Origin of the sequence: Streptomyces sp. WM4235 (genome assembly GCF_001279725.1) — a bacterium.
Classification (GTDB): domain Bacteria; phylum Actinomycetota; class Actinomycetes; order Streptomycetales; family Streptomycetaceae; genus Streptomyces.
The window spans coordinates 21,207-39,005 of the sequence record NZ_LGDE01000437.1 but is presented as its reverse complement, the minus strand read 5'-3'; the positions used below and the strand labels follow the sequence as shown (position 1 = coordinate 39,005).

19 protein-coding genes and 1 pseudogene are annotated in these 17,799 nt (G+C 68.4%); 3 read left to right on the top strand and 17 right to left on the bottom strand.

What is annotated here, in order from left to right:
* Nucleotides 1-280 precede the first annotated feature (280 nt).
* The 9 genes from ADK55_RS28655 to ADK55_RS28615 all read right to left on the bottom strand — a co-directional run bounded on the left by ADK55_RS28655 (nucleotide 281) and on the right by ADK55_RS28615 (nucleotide 6,832).
* The gene (locus ADK55_RS28655; protein WP_053682707.1) at nucleotides 281-1,072 is read right to left on the bottom strand and encodes an ABC transporter permease; all 792 of its coding nucleotides are present in this window, start codon (nucleotides 1,070-1,072) and stop codon (nucleotides 281-283) included.
* 29 nt (nucleotides 1,073-1,101) lie between these two features.
* A complete protein-coding gene (locus ADK55_RS28650) occupies nucleotides 1,102-2,031 on the bottom strand; it encodes an ABC transporter ATP-binding protein (protein WP_053682706.1) in 930 nt (309 codons plus the stop codon).
* Nucleotides 2,028-2,702, bottom strand: a complete 675-nt coding sequence (locus ADK55_RS38855) for an ABC transporter ATP-binding protein (protein WP_159041585.1) — start codon at nucleotides 2,700-2,702, stop codon at nucleotides 2,028-2,030. The genes ADK55_RS28650 and ADK55_RS38855 overlap by 4 nt, the downstream gene beginning before the upstream one ends.
* Entirely contained in the window at nucleotides 2,699-4,225 is a 1,527-nt protein-coding gene (locus ADK55_RS38850) for a hypothetical protein (protein ID WP_053682704.1), read from the bottom strand. Before ADK55_RS38850 ends, ADK55_RS38855 begins: the two co-directional genes overlap by 4 nt.
* Nucleotides 4,215-4,649 (bottom strand): sodium-dependent bicarbonate transport family permease, encoded by a 435-nt coding sequence (locus ADK55_RS28635; protein WP_107089335.1) that lies wholly within the window; start codon nucleotides 4,647-4,649, stop codon nucleotides 4,215-4,217. The genes ADK55_RS38850 and ADK55_RS28635 overlap by 11 nt, the downstream gene beginning before the upstream one ends.
* A 7-nt stretch (nucleotides 4,650-4,656) precedes the next feature.
* On the bottom strand, nucleotides 4,657-5,133 hold the full coding sequence (locus ADK55_RS28630; protein ID WP_159041584.1) for a hypothetical protein: 477 nt from the start codon (nucleotides 5,131-5,133) through the stop codon (nucleotides 4,657-4,659).
* A 116-nt stretch (nucleotides 5,134-5,249) separates the two neighbouring features.
* Complete coding sequence (locus tag ADK55_RS38845; protein WP_159041583.1) at nucleotides 5,250-5,810, bottom strand: stage II sporulation protein M; 561 nt, start codon at nucleotides 5,808-5,810, stop codon at nucleotides 5,250-5,252.
* A gap of 137 nt (nucleotides 5,811-5,947) precedes the next feature.
* Entirely contained in the window at nucleotides 5,948-6,244 is a 297-nt protein-coding gene (locus ADK55_RS38840) for a hypothetical protein (protein ID WP_159041582.1), read from the bottom strand.
* A gap of 75 nt (nucleotides 6,245-6,319) precedes the next feature.
* Complete coding sequence (locus ADK55_RS28615; protein ID WP_053682699.1) at nucleotides 6,320-6,832, bottom strand: RNA polymerase sigma factor; 513 nt, start codon at nucleotides 6,830-6,832, stop codon at nucleotides 6,320-6,322.
* A 595-nt stretch (nucleotides 6,833-7,427) separates the two neighbouring features.
* Between ADK55_RS28615 and ADK55_RS40175 the strand changes: the two genes are divergently transcribed.
* Nucleotides 7,428-7,982, top strand: a complete 555-nt coding sequence (locus tag ADK55_RS40175) for a hypothetical protein (RefSeq protein ID WP_053682698.1) — start codon at nucleotides 7,428-7,430, stop codon at nucleotides 7,980-7,982.
* 99 nt (nucleotides 7,983-8,081) lie between these two features.
* Here the strand turns inward: ADK55_RS40175 and ADK55_RS40785 are convergent.
* Both ADK55_RS40785 and ADK55_RS39320 read right to left on the bottom strand, forming a co-directional pair.
* Nucleotides 8,082-8,177, bottom strand: a pseudogene (locus tag ADK55_RS40785) (CsbD family protein); the annotation flags it as partial.
* The gene (locus tag ADK55_RS39320) at nucleotides 8,162-9,049 is read right to left on the bottom strand and encodes a hypothetical protein (protein ID WP_199826652.1); all 888 of its coding nucleotides are present in this window, start codon (nucleotides 9,047-9,049) and stop codon (nucleotides 8,162-8,164) included. The gene ADK55_RS39320 and the pseudogene ADK55_RS40785, both read right to left, overlap by 16 nt.
* Before the next feature lie 270 nt (nucleotides 9,050-9,319).
* On the opposite strand from ADK55_RS39320, the gene ADK55_RS28600 reads away from it, so the two are divergent.
* The gene (locus ADK55_RS28600) at nucleotides 9,320-9,895 is read left to right on the top strand and encodes an AMIN-like domain-containing (lipo)protein (protein ID WP_053682696.1); all 576 of its coding nucleotides are present in this window, start codon (nucleotides 9,320-9,322) and stop codon (nucleotides 9,893-9,895) included.
* A 120-nt stretch (nucleotides 9,896-10,015) separates the two neighbouring features.
* Here the strand turns inward: ADK55_RS28600 and ADK55_RS28595 are convergent, their stop codons facing one another.
* The 6 genes from ADK55_RS28595 to ADK55_RS28565 all read right to left on the bottom strand — a co-directional run bounded on the left by ADK55_RS28595 (nucleotide 10,016) and on the right by ADK55_RS28565 (nucleotide 17,088).
* A complete protein-coding gene (locus tag ADK55_RS28595) occupies nucleotides 10,016-10,762 on the bottom strand; it encodes a SpoIIE family protein phosphatase (RefSeq protein ID WP_053682695.1) in 747 nt (248 codons plus the stop codon).
* A 1,992-nt stretch (nucleotides 10,763-12,754) separates the two neighbouring features.
* Nucleotides 12,755-13,744, bottom strand: a complete 990-nt coding sequence (locus tag ADK55_RS28580; RefSeq protein WP_053682692.1) for a hypothetical protein — start codon at nucleotides 13,742-13,744, stop codon at nucleotides 12,755-12,757.
* Nucleotides 13,741-13,980, bottom strand: a complete 240-nt coding sequence (locus ADK55_RS40170) for a hypothetical protein (RefSeq protein ID WP_159041580.1) — start codon at nucleotides 13,978-13,980, stop codon at nucleotides 13,741-13,743. The genes ADK55_RS28580 and ADK55_RS40170 overlap by 4 nt, the downstream gene beginning before the upstream one ends.
* An 81-nt stretch (nucleotides 13,981-14,061) precedes the next feature.
* Nucleotides 14,062-14,412 carry a hypothetical protein gene (locus ADK55_RS28575; RefSeq protein WP_053682691.1) on the bottom strand — a complete coding sequence of 117 codons (351 nt, stop codon included), beginning with the start codon at nucleotides 14,410-14,412 and terminating at the stop codon, nucleotides 14,062-14,064.
* Between the two features lie 171 nt (nucleotides 14,413-14,583).
* Nucleotides 14,584-15,864, bottom strand: coding sequence for a hypothetical protein (locus ADK55_RS28570; protein ID WP_053682690.1), 1,281 nt, complete (start codon nucleotides 15,862-15,864; stop codon nucleotides 14,584-14,586).
* Between the two features lie 681 nt (nucleotides 15,865-16,545).
* Complete coding sequence (locus ADK55_RS28565; RefSeq protein ID WP_159041579.1) at nucleotides 16,546-17,088, bottom strand: hypothetical protein; 543 nt, start codon at nucleotides 17,086-17,088, stop codon at nucleotides 16,546-16,548.
* Between the two features lie 94 nt (nucleotides 17,089-17,182).
* Here ADK55_RS28565 and ADK55_RS28560 point away from each other — a divergent pair, with 94 nt between their 5' ends.
* Nucleotides 17,183-17,587, top strand: a complete 405-nt coding sequence (locus ADK55_RS28560) for a hypothetical protein (RefSeq protein ID WP_234350289.1) — start codon at nucleotides 17,183-17,185, stop codon at nucleotides 17,585-17,587.
* Nucleotides 17,588-17,799: the final 212 nt, after the last annotated feature.

The window sequence follows — 17,799 nt, the reverse complement described above, 5'->3', positions numbered from 1 at the left end:
CCGCCCCCATCCGCATATTTCACACACCACGGATACAGCCACCCACCCACACCCATCAGGGACTTCGCAACGATTCACCCCAACGAGCTGAAGTCAGTACGTACTTCGCGACGCGATGAGCGAGATGGTCCGCTCCACCATGCCCAGGTACCACGGAAGGTCCTGGCTCACCCGGGTCGAGGGCGGCACTTCAAGGCGATGCACCCCGACTACCGCTGCTCCTCGAAGAGCAGCAGCGCACCGCCTCCGCCCATGCTGGGCCGGAGCCGCCCCGACCGGCTCAAATGGCCCTCTTCTCCAAGGACACGGCGCCGGCAGTCAGGATCGTCCCGGTCCAAGCGAGCGTCGCCACGAGTGCGAGCACGGGGGAGAGGTGTCCGGGCAGTGCGTCGACGGTCGTGAGGGAGGAGGCGGTGGCACCGGGGAGGTAAGGCTGTACGCGCCCCAGTGTGAAGCTGAGGGTGGGGAGCACGAGGAACACCGCCAACACGCTGACGATCGCGCCCACGCTGGAGCGGATGAGGGCGCCTAGACCGAGTGCCATCAGGGCGCTCAGTGCGAGTTGCAGGCCGGAACCGAATACGAGCCGGACCTGGGTTTCCGTAGACGTGGTCACCGTGATGCCGTGTTGGGCGAATAGCACGCGGGCGACGGCGAGCAATGCCGCGGCGGACAGGGTCCCCACGACGAGAACGGTTCCCGACAGTACTGTCGCCTTGCCAGCCAGCACCTGCCATCGCCGGGGTACCGCAGTGAAGGTGCTGAGCGCCTGGCCGGAGCCGAACTCGGAGGTGATCAGCAGGACGCCGAGCACGAGCACGGTAATGCGAGCCAGTCCCGTGCTGACGAAGGACATCTCCAGGGGGTCGCCCAGGTCCGCCCTGCTCGCCAGGTCGGTGGTGGCGGCGATGAGAGTGAAAATGGTTCCGAACGTTACGGTCACCAGTGCGGTGAGGGCCAGCAGTAGGCGGTATGAGCGCAGCGAGAGGAGCTTCGTCCACTCCATGCGCACGGCGTCCAGAAGTCCGCGGAGTGTGACGTCGGCCGTGCCGGGCGTCGCTGGCGGGATCATGACCGAGGGGGTAGGGGCTGCTGCGTTCATCATGCGACCCGACCGCTCGTGGTCCGGGCGGCGAATTCATTGTCCGGGGTGGTCAAGCGCATGAACGCCTCCTCCAATGACACGCCCTGGGGTGTCAGTTCGTAGACGGTGATGCCGTGCCGGGCGATCAGGGCGCCCACGGTTTCCGGCGGCAGACCGGTGACTTCCAGGGTGTGCTGCGGGTGCGGGTGCGTCGTACCCCCCGCAGCCCGGAGCGCATGCTGGAGCTGCGCGTGGTGATGTTCGGTGGTCCGGATCCGAACCCGGTCGGGCGAGTAGCGGGACACCAGCTCGCGCGTACGTCCGGCCGCGAGGATCTCGCCGCGTCCGATGACGATGATCCGATCGGCCAGCAGTGCCTGTTCGTTCATCAGATGGCTCGAGACGAGCACCGTGCGGCCCTGCGTCGCCAGGTCGGTGAGCAGGCCGCGCAACCAGATGATCGCGGCGGGGTCCAGGCCGTTCATTGGCTCGTCCAGGATGACGGTCCCCGGGTCGCCGAGTAGCGCGGCCGCTATGCCCATGCGCTGGCTCATGCCGAGAGAGAGCCGGCCGGTCGGCTGATGGCTTACGGTCGCGAGACCGACGAGTTCCAGCACATCGGTTACCCGGTGCTTGGGAAGGCCGCTGCCGCGGGCCAGCGCGGTCAGGTGTGACCGTACGCTGCGCCGGGGGTGTGCGCCGCGGGATTCCAGGAGGGCTCCGACGACGGTGAGCGGGCGGTGCAGTTCGCGGTAGGGGACACCGTGGATGGTGGCGGTGCCGCCGGTGGGCCGGTCCAGGCCCAGAAGAATCCGCATGGCGGTCGACTTGCCCGCGCCGTTGGGCCCGAGGAACGCGGTGACCGATCCGGGCGGCACGTCGAAGGAGACGTCGTTGAGCGCGAGTCTGCTGCCGTAACTCTTGGTGAGATGTCTGACTTCGATCATGTCGTGTCCCCGATGGTCGTCTGCGGGAGGCGTTCGCCGTGTTTGTCGAGCGGGTCCGGGGGGCTCAGCTTGACGATCGTGGTCGCCAGATCTTCGAGTTCCTGCGGCGGGTGGTGGGCGACGGCAACGACCGAACGGCCTTCGCTGTGCCATTGACCCAATTCCGCGAGCAGCGCGGTCACGCCTTCGGTGTCCATGCCGTTGAAGGGTTCGTCGAGGACGATGAAGGTGGCGGGCTCGATCGTGGTCAGTATGATCCACGCCTTGCGCAGGTTGCCGGTGGACAGTTCACTGGTGGGGGTGTTCCACCAGGACCGGAGTCCGTAGGCCGTCGTGCGGGCGCGCAACTCGTCGTCCCGAACGTCTCGTACCGGCCTGAGCAGGTCGACGTGTTCGGCGAGGGTGAGCGCGGGATAGAGCGCGGGGCTGCTGCGGCACACGGTGCGCCGGCCGCGCAGCCGTGGGTCGTGGGCGGCGAGGCCATGGACGGAGACTGTGCCGGTGAACGGCCTGAGCGCCCCGGACATCAGTTCCACGATGGTGGACTTGCCGGTGCCGTTGGGGCCGCTTATCAGTGTCACGCCGGTGCCGAGACAGAAGGACAGGTCGGTCAGTACGGGTGTGCTCTCGCGGTAGCCGGCGGTCACCGCCGCGAAGTGGCAAACAGTCACGGAATGATCTTTCTGCGGAGTATGCGGTCGGCCAGGGTCAGGCAGCCGAGGGCGGTCAGCGGCCCAGCGGCCGAGGCGACGGGCACGGGGGCCAGCCAAGGTGCGGTGGCCGCGCCGATGGTGGCCACGCAGACGATGCCGCCCAGGGTTCCCGTGTCGCCGGTGCCGTCCGGGTTCTCCTGACGGCCGGTCTCGACCAAGTCGCCCAGCACCGCTCCCGCGGTGGCCGCGACGGCCAGAGTCAGGCCGTACAACGCCGGGACCGGCGAGGCGGCCAGCAGTCCGACCCCGGCGCAGGCCGGGACCATGGCCAGGGCCACCGGTATGAGCAGGCCTACGATGTGGCTCCGCGCGAGCTGCCGCTTCGCATGGCCCTGCTCGCATGCCCAGCGCAGCTGCCGCAGGAGGACCCCGGGGCCGGCCACCGAGCCGGACAGTACGGTGATCACCGTGGCGGCGGCGAGCAGTATGCCACCGCCGGCCAGCCGGTCGTTGCCGCCGGTGAGTTCCACCAGGAGACCCGGTGCGAGGCATCCGGCGCCAACCGAGGCGATACCCGCCAGCGCGATGGCGTACAGGGCGCGGCGCAGTGCCACCGCCATGCCCTGTGTGCCCCGGGCCATCGTGCGCGGTACGACGGTGAGGAGCGGGTACCTGGGGGCCCGTGCGGCACGGACGGGCGCCGAACCACTCACCGGCGCGGCATCCGGCTGCCACTGTCCGGGCGCCCGCCGCAGCCGGTACCAGAGCAGGGCGCCCACCACGAGGACCGTCGAGGCCGCGATGCCCCACGTAGCCAGATACGCGCCCGATTGCTGCGCAAGATGATCGGCGTGGCGCCACAGCGCGGCTGGTCCCAACGACTCGGCGAGCCGCAGGGCGCGGGCGGCGGCCGCGCCGACCAGGCCGCCGAAGCCCGCGGCCACGGCCAAGCCGATGGCCAAGCCAAGGAGGCGGGGCTCGCGGGACGCCGGGCGTGGAGGGCAGCCCGCAAGCGCGACCGGCGCCACTGCACCGCTCAGCGCGAAGGCGGCGATGGTCACCAATGGTCCGGCGCCGACTGACAGGTCCGACATCAGTGCGATGCCGAACAGCGCGCCCATGGCTGCGAGTGCGGTCACGAGCTGCCGCAGCAGTCCTGGCCAGGCAACGCGCCCCAGGAGGACGGCGTGCAGCGGTATGTCCAGCCCACGAAGCACCGGCAGGTCCGCGGGGATGAAGACGCGCAGTCGGGTCCGCCGGGTGCCTGCCGACGCGATGGCGGCCATTGCGCGCAGTGCCACGATCCCAAGGACCAGGCCCTCCAAACCGGCCGAGTCGAACTCCAGGACGCGGCCGAGCCGGGCCGCCACCATCCCGGCGACGGCGCCAACCGGTGCCGCAAGGATCAGGGCACCGGCGCAGGCGGCCGCGCCGCCCCACAGAACGGTCCGCGCCGAGGGACGCAGCCCGTTGCGGTAGCAGAAGTGCAGCCCGTCGGCGGTGACGACGAACCGGACCGCGCCCCAGGTATCAGCGAGCATTCTTCCCCGCAGACTTGGCGGGCAGCTGACCCGGCGCAAGCAGGCTCGCCACTGCGGCAACGACGCATAGCACCGCCAGGGCGCAGTACAGCATTCCACCCGAAAGGTCCCTGGCGACCTGCCAGTTGAAGATCTGCACCACCCCGGCGAGGAAGAGCAGAATCGCCAGGGCCCCCGGGAACACCCTGGGGAACAACAGGAAGAGCGTCGCCACCGCGCCAAGGACCGTTGTCCCCACCGTCAGGCCGTGGGCGAGCAGGGTCACGCCCGCGGTGTTGGTCGTCTCCATCGAGACCGGCTCGCTCCAGGTAGCCCAGCCCCACACCGTCGAGGCGAGCAGACCCACGACAGCGACCCAGGACGGCAGCAGTGCGAAGGTCATCGCACCAGAACTGCGCTTGAAAGACGTTCCGTGATTGCGCATCGCTCCTTTACCGCCCCATCGCTACGAGGACGCATACCGACAGTGCCACAGCCACCGCGGTGCTCACGGCCTTGCCCGGCACAGCCGAGGCCGACCACTTCTTCGCGTCGGGGAGATGGGCGATGGCCGCGAACACCGGAACGCACCAGAAAGGAATGGCACTCCCGAAGGGGGCCGCGTCCTCGGCGAACCATAGGTATGACACGAGTGCGGCCATGGCGGTCAGGGCCACCGACAATCGGGCGGCGATCGACGCACTGCCCTCGTCAAGCCCCCACAGGCGCGCGATCCACTGGTCGGCCAGACGCGCCAGGTATTGCACCAGGAGAAGGGCAACGACGAAACCGAGGCAAAGGACCACCAGCCCGGACGCCGTCGCCACTCCCTTGAATTCCGGGTCGATCGGCGGCTGCTGAGCGTCGATCTGAGCGCGGACCAAGTCCCTGCGCGACCACACCGAGACCGTGACGAGCAGCCAATTCACCAATCCCAGCGTCAGTAAGCCCCAGTGCGGGCGTCGTTTACGGGGCCGAACGGAGGCCGTCTGCGCCGGTTCGGGCGCGAGCGGGGCGGGCGCCCCTGCGTTGAGAGCCGAAGCGGTCATCGTGGTATACCTCCCAATACTTCCAGCCAGGCCGCGAGAAGCAGGACCAGCTCGGCAAGAACCATCCAGCGCAGCGCTCGGCCGGCCGAATCCAGATACACCCGGATCACCTCCCGTTTCGGCACCGGCCCGTCCCCGCTGCGCCGGCGCCACCAGGAGACACATGCGAGCAACGGCGCGACCCCGCAGACCGCGGAGAGCGCCAGTCCGATGAACTCGAGGACGAAGTACGTCGCGAGAATCTCCGAAGCGGCATGCATACCTATGGAATTGCTCGTGGCACGGACAACCGTGCCGATGTACATCCCGAGCACGGGGAGGGATGCCAGGGTGGCGATGCCTCCGGTGGCGACTCCGGCGAACAGGAGAAGGGAGGCCCCGGTGTTGTGGGCGAAGATCTGCCACACCATTCCCCAAGGCCGGTGGGTCTCCTGACCTTGGCTTATGGGGAAGGTCGTGCCAGATGACGCCAGCCAGCCGATCATGACGAACCCGAGCAACGCGGTCGACGCGAGGATCCACGCACCGCGCGGCAACGAGGGCAGCAGCGCGCCCAAGGGCCGCACACCCGTAGTGCCGGTCTCTCGAAGTCGTACTGTCACGGGTGGAGCTCCTCCATTAGAGTCGGGCGGTGCCCGACGGGCCGACTCGATTGGTGCGAGTCGGCCCGTCGGTATCCGCCGGGAGAGACGGATCAGGCAACGGCCTTCTTCCTTCCGAAGAACTTGATCGCCCACACGATGGAGCCGATCGCGGCCGTACCCAGGCCCCCGCCCAGCAGGGCGCCTATGACGGCCGCGGCCGTCTGGCCGGCGATGACCGCGTCCACGATCTTCGCCGCGATGGCTGCCGAGCCGATTCCGGCGGAGCTGAGGATGCCCGCGACGATGAAGGTGCTCAGAGCACCACCGGCCACACCCGCCAGGCCGAGACCGGAAGCAACCACACCGGTACGGGCAAGGCGTGCGGGCTTGCGGACTGCAATCTCCATAAGAGAAACCTTTCTCAATGTTCCGATTCATGCATGGGAAGGAACGGAAGCCGGAATTCCAGGCCGCGCCCTTCACTATGTAAACGCTCGGGCGGTGGCTCCCGTATGACACCCGCCGAAAGATATTTCACCGCGCAGTCGACGCAACCCTCGGTCCCGGGCGCGCGAAACGGTGCCTCGGTGCACCCCGAGAATCTCGGCGGCTCGGTCGATACTGTGCCCCTCGATGTCAACCAGCCGAACGGCGTGCGCCTGCCCCGGAGAGAGCAACGACAGCAGCCGCGCGGCCTCCCAGTCGGCTTCGCACAGTTCGATGGCGCAGTCATCGACCGGCGCGTCGGGCAACTCCGCGACCGCCGTCTCACGACCCTGCCTACGCCGCAGGTCGTACACGGCCGTGGCGACCGCACGTAGCGCGTAGGCCTGCGGGTTGGGGTGTCGCACCAAGGCGGCGGAGTTGTTCAAGAGCTTCACGCACGCCGACTGGACTGCGTCCTCCGCAGTCTGCGAGGAAGCCATGAAGGACGCGCGACGTCGAAGAACGGGCAGAAGCTCACAGAGCAGGACAGCGGCATGGCCGGCCCCCACGTCCCCCTGGGTTCCCCATCTCGGCCCGGAAAGGGTGATATTGGACACGTAAATCCTCGTTCAGGCCGCACTGGTCAGATGCGGTGAGCGGAAGCGGTTCCCTGAAAACGGAGTTTCTCGCGCTCCGCGTTGCCACGAAGGAGAAAAATCCAGAAAAAGGAACCTGGAAAGCCAGCGAAATTGAGCAAGGCCCTCCGCATTTCCATCCCCCGGTTGCTTTCCGGAACCGCCCTGGTCAAAGAGCGATCCACGCTCGACACCCCTCCCTCGGGTGTCCGGCGCGGAGGACGCTACCCACCAAACGATCATCCGTCGACACAAAACCAGCCACGCCCCAAGCTGGACCGAGGCTCGACTTGGTCTCCAACCTGCGAAAACATCCCACGCGCCCACACCTTCTTTGACCAAAAAACATCACAATCAAACGTAAACAAACTGTTTCCATCACAGGAATGCTTCGTTCCGCTGCCCTGAACACTCAAAGGTCCACGCGGGTGCGAGGAGCGTCTGAGCAGCCCCCTTAACGGGAAACAGGGCGGGATTGGGAGCGGCGACGCCGGTGGGCCCCCCACCACCGGACTGGAAGCTCGAATCCATGCCGCCCGGGTCCGGGCCGAAGGCGTTCCGCGTCCGCGAGGGCTACGACCGACAGCGGCAATTCGGCAACTGGATCAACGCGGACCACGAAGGCTGCAACACCCGGGCGGAAGTCATGCGCGCCGAGGCCCTCCAAGCCCCCGCCGTGACAGGACGATGCACCTTCAGCGGAGGCAGCTGGTACAGCTACTACGACGACCAGACAACCGACCGCGTCGACATCGACCACCTCGAGCCGGGCGGTGGCCCCCGCCCGGTCCATGTCCTGGACCTCGTAGAAGTAGTCGGCCGGGTAGGTGCCGCGCAGCGGGTACGTGGGGTCGACGCCCTCCCACTCCGGTACGAGGACACGGCGCAGCTCGCGTTCGTACCCGAAGCGCCAGGCCTCCTGCGCCGGGGCGAGCACACGGGTGCCGGCGCCCTCGGGGACGGCGATGTCGCCGCACGCCGCACCGGCGCCACCCCGGCCGTCGCCCGTTGGGACCCCGGCGCCGTCTTCGCTGTCGTCCCCCGCCTGGCCGGACCCGACCTCCTCGCCCGCATGCTGCGCTGACTTCCCGGCGGCTACGCCCTCCTCTTTGACCAGGCCGAACTGCGCCGGCCTGAACCTGCCGCCGCATGAACCAGGCCGGAGTGCCCTGACGTATGTCGATCAGTGCTTGAAGACGTCCTTGACCTTCTCTTTGGCCTGGCGGGCGTCGCCGGTGGCCTGCTCCGCACGGCCCTCGGCGGTCAGCCGCTCGTTGGCGGCTGCTCCCGCAGCACCATGGCCCTGGGTCGCACCAGTGCGGCTCGTCGCAGGGCGGCGGTTCTCGTCCGGCGGCTTCGGTGCTCGGCGATGCCGTGATCCGCCGGTTCGCTCGCGAGCAGGAGCGCGGCGAGGCGGTGGATCTTGCGGTCCAGGGCGAGGGTCAGGCGGCGGCGTTCTCGGCCGCGGATGGCGGCGAGGGTGTGCGGTGTGGTTTCCAACCGGGTGGCCAGGAAGCTGGTCGGCCATCCTCGTTCGGCGAGCTCCTGCAGGCTGGTCGCGGCCCTGTCCACGTCGACCAGTCCCGGCAGGAGGCGATCTCGCCTGAGAGCGCTGTTCAGGGGGATGCCGAGGATGGCTTCCGAGGTGACGCGGTGAATGACGGCCGGCCGTTCCCCGGCCGGGCGGAGCAGGCGTCGCACGAGGGTGACGGCGATGCCTGAGATCTCGGCGATGTCGGTGGCCGACAGGCCGGTCTCCTGCAACTGGCGGGCACGGGTGGCGGCATCGGTCGCCGGGACTCGGGCGGGTCGGCCAGCCCTCAGTTCGCTGGTACGGCGGGCGCGGTCCCGGCGCGCGGCGGCTGTGCACTCGGGGCGTGTGCAGCCGTAGTCGGCGCAGGAGGGGCTGCCATGGCGGACACGCGATCGGATCGGCTTGCGGTCCTTTGCCGCGGAGATGCCCCGAGTGGCTGCGAGCGCTGGGAGAGATGCTGCATTCATACGATCGCAATTCTGCCCGCTTGCTGTCCCGTTGTGTTTACCGCTGTCGATGTCCACGACCGAGTGGTTGGCAACGTCGATGTCCTGTGGATCCGCGTCTGCGCTCACAATCGCAGAGGGCGGGCTGATCTGGACCTGCTGGTCTGTCACTCGTACATCACCTGGGACGACGCGGAGGTTGGTAGAGCCCTGATCGGCCCCCGCCTCATCCTCCAGGTGACTGCTACTGACCGCGGAGCCGAGCACAGTCCACAGTCCGCCAGTTGGGCGACGGCACACGTGCCACAAGAGCGCGGCGGTTGGGGGTCCCTCCCGTCGTTCTAAAAAATTCACGGGTTCAGGTCTACGACCCGAACCTCCGGGCAAGCGGGAGTCAACAACGATCAACATGAACCAACAATCTCCCACTGGAGGCAGATCATGCGCCGTTGGACCATCCTTCCCGCCGCTCTCGTCCTCGCGGCCACCACGGCCCTGCCTGCCGCCGCGGCCGGGTCCGTCCAACCGGCCACGAGGTGCCCGATCGGGTGGGACAGCCCGGCCGAGGGCCGTTCCACCGCCCAGGCCCCGGAGCTGCGTGGCATCAGGAGTGGCGAGCACCCCTGCTTCGACCGGCTGGTGTTCGAAGCGCCGGGCAGCTCCCCCGCCAACCCCGTGGGCTACCACGTCCGTTACACCGACGCCCTCCTCCAGGACGCCTCCGGGCATCCCCTGCCGGTACGCGGCGGCGCGGTCCTGGAGGTGATCGTGGACTCGCCCGCCTACGACCGGCAGACCATGGCACCCACCATCCCCGCCCGGAGCGGGCAGCCGCTGCCCGGCGTCGACGTCACCGGTTACCGCACTTTCCGGGACACCGTGTTCGGCGCGAGCTTCGAGGGCCGCACCCAGATCGGCCTCGGCCTGCGCGCCCGACTGCCCTACCGGATCCTCCAACTCGACGACCGACTGGTGATAGACGTCGCGCACACCGCGAACGGCACGGAACGAGAGTGACGGCGACGCCCGAGACCCCGGCTATACCTACAACCGACAGCGCGGCAGTCCAACCGCTACGCGCGCCGCGGCGCGGCCGAGGCCGCCAGGAACACACGGGTGCCGGAGGCTACCGGGTGCTCATGCGGTGTCGGGCGGGGCCGGCAGAGGACGGATGACGATGGCGGTGGCGTCGTCACGGTAGGGCTGCCCGTCCTCGACGCCGTCCTCGGCAGCGGCGACCAGAGCCTCGGCCAGCGCTTGCGCGTCGTTGTGGTGCGCGCGGACGAGGGTGTTGAGGGTGGTGGGGTCCATCTGGTCGTGGACGCCGTCGCTGGTGAGGATCACCGTGTGGCCCTTGGGGATCGGGGCTTCGTTGCAGGCCGCGATGGAGAGGTCGCTGAAACTGACGGTGATATTGGAGGAGTAGGCGGCGGCCTCGTCGGCGGGCATGCCCTGCTGGGCGTAGTGGGCGGCGACGGTGTGGTCGGTGGTGTACCGGGTCAGGATGCCGGTGTCGGGGTCGAGTCCGTAGGCGCGGCAGTCCCCGGCCCACGCGATCCACGTGCCCTCAGGCCTGACCCGGGCGGTGATGCCGACCGCGTCCGGACCGCCACGTGGCGCTCCGGGGTTTTGCAGGAGCTCGGCGGCTCCGATCAGCCCGGCCATGGGGTGGCGCAGTGCGGCCCGGCGGGCGGCGTCGACGGCGAGTACGGGGACCAAGGCGTGGAGTTCCGTGCTGTGGCCGATGCCGTCGATGACGGCAGCGCCGACGGCCCCGCCGGCTGCGGTCCAGGCGTGCGCCGCGTCAGCGGATCCGGGGGCATCTCCTGGACGGGTGGTCCTGAGTCCCGGTCGGCTGGCGACACCGATGTCGGCCTTGCGCATACTGCTACCTCCTGGCTGGAGACCAAAGCCCCAGGCCCTGAGTGGGCCTGGGGCGTGTCTGTATCTGTGTGGAGCCTTCTCACGGAGTCCATCCGGTTCTGCGTCGCCCGCTCTGGAGAGGCAGGCCGGACAGGACTTGCCGGACGGGTCTCCCTGGGGTGCTGATAGATGTCTTCGAGCAGATCCGCTGTCTCTCCGGCACTTTCCGGGTGCTCGGCCGGATCGTCGGCAAGAAGCTGCGCCTGTTCGTTCTTCTGACCGCCCGCGTGCGGGCTTCACACCGGCCCCTCCTGCTCCAGCCGACGGGAGCTGGTTCCGTTCAGGGCCGGCTCACACCGCCGGAGCGGTGTCTGCCACTCCGCCATGGCCCCTACCTCACGCGGTGCAGGAAGCGTGACGCCGACCGCGTGTCCGGCCCCAACGAGCTCAGGAACTTGCGCCGGCACCGCCTTGATGCGCGCGGATCTTGTCCCAGACAGCCCGGCCGGCCCGGCCGTGTAGTCCAGCCCGAGCTCGGCCGCCGCCTCGATGTGGACGGTCACGTAATTCCCCAGGGCTACGATCACGTAATTCCCCACACTGTCATCCCGACGTTCCGGCTGGGTGTCCGCAGGCCGGCGTGCCTGACAGCAGCCCGAACTACCGACCCGAGCAGGGCCACGCGAATTCACATGACAGCTGTGGCTGGCTCCACGAACATTGGCCGATGACCATGCAACCGGACCTTCTCAGCCTGAGCATCCTGTGCCCACCGCCCGACGAGGGTGGGGTGGAGGTCCGCCCGATCGTCAATGGCGAGGATCTTCTGGCTGATGTGCGCCCTGGCGGCGTGGGAGGCTCCCGGTACCTGGGAGTAGGCCCCCGGTATCTGTTGGACCGGGGCGGGCCGCTGCATGCCACCGCGACACCCCACGAGGCTCGTCTCGCTTGGTCCGGGTGCGGCGCGGAGGAGTGCTGCGGCGCCCTGTACATGACGGTCACACGTGACAGGGATCATGTTGTCTGGGCGGGCTGGCGCGACCCGGCCAACCAGGACGTCGCCCTGCCGGAGCTTCGGTTCACCGCAGCTCAGTACGAGGCCGAAGTCCTGCGAGCCGGAGAGGACCGCAGCTGGGAGTGGCCAGCGGGAGCAGTTGCGCGGCTGCTTGAGGCGGGGCTGAGGGGACACGGGGACTGGCTCCTCCGGTGGGACTGCGAGTTGCAAGACGTCTGGGCCTCCCGCAAGCAACCCGACCGAATCCACGTCATCCTGATGCATCCCCCTAACGGGCCCGATACGGATCTGCCCTGGATCCAGTTCGGGATGACTCTCCCGATCTCCGCGGACGACCCATCAGACCAGGCTGAGCGCCTAGAAGCTCAGCTGACCGCTGGCGATCCCCGTGCCACCGCCGAGGTCTGGGGAGGTTCGCATGATGCCGAGCGACTGGGGTACCCATGGCCTCCGGTCGACCTGCCGTTCATGTGAACGGCAAGGAGAGGCGGGCTCGGGCCCTGCCGTTGGGCATCCCCTCGCACCCGCCATCCCCATGGGGAAGCGTGACCGTGGGGGTGGGGAATTGCGTGACGCCGATCATGTAGATCGTGGGGAAATGCGTGACCGTCGACACTCGAGGGCCCGCTCCTCTGGCCCGGCCGCAGCAGAGGTCCCCCGGGCGGTTCTCCGATGACCAGGGCAGGCCCACCAGGGGCAGCTTCCAGGGCTGAGGCGAACTCGGTCCGGGTTGGCTGCGCGGCCGCGAGGGCTCTGACGACTCCTCGATCGTGGTGTTGTGCTCAGCAGCCAACGCCGCCAGATGATCACGGATGGCCCCACTCACTTTGATGCTCGTCTCATCGGACATACCTCTGACGCCACTGCGAGCCGAGGGTGTGCTGGGCAGAACTTGCGGCGCCCTGGGCAGGCTGGCGCAAGTCCGGGGCCCAGCTCGGGGGCGGCACCGGATGCTGTTGTTTCCCGCTGCCCCCGGACAGGGCCGGCGACGACGAGCCTCAGTCCACCGCGTAGGCCTTCTCGCCGATCATGAAGGGGGCGTCGGCCGGGCCCTTGATGTAGGGACCCCGCCAGATCAGCCGGTGTTCCTGGGTGCTGGGATACCACTGCCGAACCTTATGCATCCGCACGGTCCACCGGTGGTGGTAGGCGCGACTCGAGCCGCTCTCGTCCTCGGCTGAGCGCTGCGCGGGGATCTGGTGGGCGAGGCGGATGACGCGTACGTCCGGGTCGGGGCGCGCCTCTCCTGGCCGAGCCTCGTACGCGGACGTGCCTGGCTCGGCTGAGGATCCGAGGGCGGTGATGCCTTGGGCGGCCAGGCGCCAGAACGCGAATGCGTAGCGGAAGGCGAAGTCGTCGTATACGTCGACGATCCGCCCGCCGTCCCACTGGCCTTCCTCGGGCGGCACTGCGTTGTACTCGGCGACTTGGTTCAGGGCTGTGTTCATGCTGCGGTGCCGCTCGGATAGTTCGGCGTGCTGCTCGTTGCTCGCGGTGGAGAGGGCGCCGTCGGCCCGTAGCCCGTAGATGCCGTCGGGGACGAGCGGAGGCAGGGGCGATCCTGTGGCACGGGCCTGGGCTACCGCCATGCGCCAGGACTCGGGCTGGACGGGTCCGTCGCGGTCCATGAAGCAGGTGAGCTGGATGCCGGGGTACTGGGCGTTGGGGAGCACCTGGTACTGGGTGACGGGCTGCCAGCCGAAGGCGCGGATGTCGGAGAGTGATCCGCCGCGGTTCTCCACGATGACCGGTTCGGGCAGTACCAGCACGCCGGTTGGGATGAGGATGTCGCGGTCCTTGTCGAGTGTTGCGACGTCGGCGGGTTCCAGCGTGGAGGCTGCGGCCATGACCGCCGCGTGCGCGGCCGGCGAGATGACGAGCACCTCGGCCCGGGCCAGAAGTTGAAGGACCTGCTGGGTCTGCCACCGTGCCGCTTGGGCGGGGCCGGGCGGCCACGGGGGCTTCCAGCCCTGCTTTCCGATCATCATCGCGAACGCCAGGTTTTCCCGATGCTGCTCAGGTACGTCGCTGTGGCCCAGTACTGCAGTTTCGCCATGCGGTTGTTCACGTTGGACGTCAGCATCGCGAGTACCCACACGTTGTCCCGCAGGAGCCTTCGGGTGTCCGCCCGCGCCTGATGTGCCGTGCGGGCTGCCTTGGCGGCACTCCATGTACCTGCGGTGTCGCGATTTCGCTGCTTCTTGCCGCGGCTGGCCTTACCCATGGTCTTCTCCTCCTGGACGGGTTACTGCGGGATGCGCTGCCCGGGGGGTCCTGCTTCTCTTGGCCGGTTTGGCCGCGGTCTTCACCACTTGTTGGTGAGTGCGTCGAGGGGGTCTTCAACGTGGGTCCGGTTGACGCGGTCAGCGGCTGCGATGGCGTCGGTGATCCAGGCGTGGGCGCGCAGGGTGCTGCCGAGGTGGGTGGCGAGGGCCGCGGTGATGGCCTTCAGCCGGCTGTCGCGGTTGAAGACGTCGAGGACGAGCTCCGCGAGTGGTTCGAAGTCGCCGTCCTGCGCCTCCTGGACGGCGGAGGACATCGTGGAGCGTATGCGGTAGATTCCGGCCGCTTCTTTGAGTCCCCGCCAGAACCGGGCGTCGTGGTTGCCGGGAAGGTCGTTGAGGAGGGCGGCGAGCTGCAGCTCGTCGTCGGTCATGATCGGTTCCTTCGCTCTGGGGCCCGCCGGTATCGAGGCGGGCACTCGCGCGTATGTGCTGGGATCGTCGTAGAGCGGTAGTTCTGGGTGCGGCTATACCTGTGTGCTGCATGCCTGATTTGGTGGGCAGGGCGGGGTTAGGGCGGTACCGGCAGGGCCGGGTTCGCCCTTCTATCCGTCGCGCAGCGCTTCGAGTTCGGCCCGGGTCAGGGTGAACGGAGGACGGCGGTCCTTCCAGCCGTTCTCGGTGGCGTGGTCCAGTCCGGCCGGCGGCCGGTCGCCCCTGTAGCCGGGCGCGGGGTGCGTGATGTCGTTCAGGAGCAGATCGATGAGGCTCGCCAGGGACCTTGGCCCTCCGCCTCCGTATCCGTAGGTGTATCCGCCGGCGCGTTGTGGGGCCAGGAACACGGTTCCGTCTGTTGTCGTGACCCATACCGAGCCGGCTGCGATGGTCAGCATGGCGAGCGGAGAGCGTGCCGGGAGCCGTTGGGGGGCGACGGTCTCGATCTTTCCGGCGGGGGTGTGGACGGCGGGCATGTCGGTCACGGGGTCGATGAGGATGTCCTGGTCCCGGTTGTCGCCGAGGTATACGGCGAGCGCGACGCGGGGGCTGGGCTGGAGGCGGGAGGCCCACTTCGCTGCCTGGGCACAGGAGGAGGGGGCGACGGTGACTTTGCAGGAGCCGGGGAAGTACTTGTCTCCGCCGAGCGCCTGTCCGAGTCGGGCGCATTCGGCGGCGAGGGTGTCGGTGCGGTTGAGGATGCTCCTCCAGCCGTCGCGCAGGATCTCCTTCGCGACGGTGGGGGGCTCCTGGGGCACCAAGGGGCGGGCTGCGACCGCGATGTGGGCGAGGTGTTCGCTGGAGTCGACGTAGTCGGTGAGTTGCTGGCGGCAGCTTTCCGCGGTGGACCAGATGGCGCGGCGGGCGGTGTCGAGGGCGGCCATGGCCGCGTGGGAGCCATCCGCTTCTTCGGCGGCCAGGCGCAGGAGTGGTGCGGGGTCCGGGTGGACGATGGCCGGTACGTGGAGGGTGGCGGAGCCGGGCCGCCAGGCCGCCATCAGCTCCGGGTGCCGCACGGTGTGATGCCAGTACGGGGCGGGCGTGCCCAATACCTTCTCCAGTCGCTGCCAGTCGGTCCCGTAGCGCTCGCCCTCCTCCGCGTCGACGGCTTCCAGGTTCGGGCCGTGCAGGATGTCGTAGTCGGCTTCCACCACCACCAGGGCGGCCGCGTCGGGCGCGAACTTCTCCAGCAGGCTCGCGTCCGGGAACACCATTGAGTGGTCGTCGATGGGGTAGGCGAGCACGACCTTTCCGAACTCGGTCGCCCACCGGTAGAGCACCCATCCGTCGCTGTGTTCTCCGCCGAGGAACCGGGACGGCTTCGTCGCTACCGAGTTGCGCAGGAGCCGGGCAGGCGGATTCTCGTGCTTGTCGGAACGTCGGAATACCAACGGATCCCCCTCATGCCTCTGCGTCCGATCGGGTGGGGCGGCCGCTGGAAGGGAGCCCCTCACGTCCACGCACTCCTTTTCAGGTGGTGCTGCCGCAGATCATCTGACGCCCCGTGCGGCGACACGCGGCTGTCCTGGATCGCTGCCCGGTTCCGAACCCGCAATGGCCGAGAATCCCCCTTACGTGGCGCTGGCCTCAGCGGGTGCCTGGGTGGCTGGCTGGCTGGGGCTTCCGTACCCAGCGCGCGGGCCTACACGGCCTGCCTCAGCACCGGCTCCGCCACAGCCTGCCGACCCTGCGGGCACCCCGGGCCCGATCGACCGTCCGGCCACGTTGCCGATGGTGCAGCCCATTGGCGCATGGACCGGCGAACGCAGGGCTGACGGGGTTCAGCGTGGAGGGAAGGTCCTGGTGTTGAGGTCAAGGTCGTTCGACCGCCTCTTACCCCACTTGCCTGGCAAGGATGGCCATCGCGGACTGGATCGTCTCCCTATGCAAGTGGAGCATCTCCACAGAGGGGACGTTCTTGGCTCTGCGCCAGGCGGCGATCCATTCGTTGTATACGTGACCAGGGAGTTTGCAAGCCAGGAGGAAGGCGTCCATCTGTTCTGCTGTCCTTGGGATGGTTCGACCGCGGACTGCACAGGTTTCGGCCGCCTTAGTCACCAAGTCCCTGCGGTTCACCAGGGGGAGACGACAACTTGCGGATCGAGCGCCTTCGCAGCACGCAAGGAGCGGTGCGAAGCCTTGGCCATCTCCCTCTCATGCGCGGCGATCCGGCCTGGATCATTCCCCAAGGATCTGTTCCTCAGTTGCGTAGCGATGCGGTCCGCATCATCCCTCTTCCGCACATCCTTCTCACGGATCCGATCAACGATGCGCCGCGCGGCCTCCCGCTCACCAATCTCCCCCACATGCTCGAAAGCCCGCTGCACATAGCCTGCGCAGCCATCCCAAGGGGCTTCGGGGAAGTCCTGGGCGTAGCTGGCCACTACCGCGAACAGCAGGAGCTCTTCGGTTGACCCCAGGTCACCCCAGACGCGCGGAGCAATGTTCTCCATCACATGGCTGGCGCCGAAAAACGCGCGATCCGGGTCTGACGGGTTGTTGGCGTGGTCGAGAAGCGTTCGGCGAGACGGCTCGGGGTTCTCCACTTCGTTCAGCCATTCAGCGACGAAGCTTCGGAGGTTTCTCCCTGCCACTGTGTAGGGGTCCGATATCACTTGTGCTCCTTGCTGTTGCGGGGTGTTGGAACCAGTTCATCAGAAGGTACTGACACGTCCGTGAGACGTTGGAGCCCAATGCGGCTGCCATGGCGTGGCGCTGCGGAAGGTGGGTTGGGAGCACCGCTACCCGCTGCCGGACCTGGCGGTTCTGTGCGACGGCCTGCTGCAAGCCCTCGTCGACCCCAAGGTCGTCGAGGAGATCGCCCGGATCGCGGACATCGGCACCGCCCTCGTGTCGCAGCCGCGTGAGCTCCACCTCATCGCCGACCCGCCGGTGGTCGACCTCCTGATCAGCACCGGGCTGCAGGAGATCCCGGGGGCCGGCGCGTCGTTCGGAGGCGTCTTCCGCGCCAACCCCGCCCTGGACCTGCGCGTCGCCGCCGAGCGCCAGGAGCAGGTGGACGACTGGCTCCGCCAGCTCGGCGTGGACGCCGGCCTGTCCGGAATGGAGGCCCTCGTCGAGCGCTACCGGGCCACCACCCCGCCGCCGGCGTAACCCGCCGGAGCCGATGACGCCGGCGATGAAGTGCTGGGCGCCGAGCACGGGTCGAACATCTACGGACGGGCGACACGGCCGCTGACGCCGCGCCCGATGGCGATAACTGGATGCGGGATTCGAGAGGGGTCAGGTCAGCGATTTCCACATACGGGACGCTACATCCGCCGACTACCTGGTCCCCAGCGGCTCATGACTGCTTCGCTTCTCGT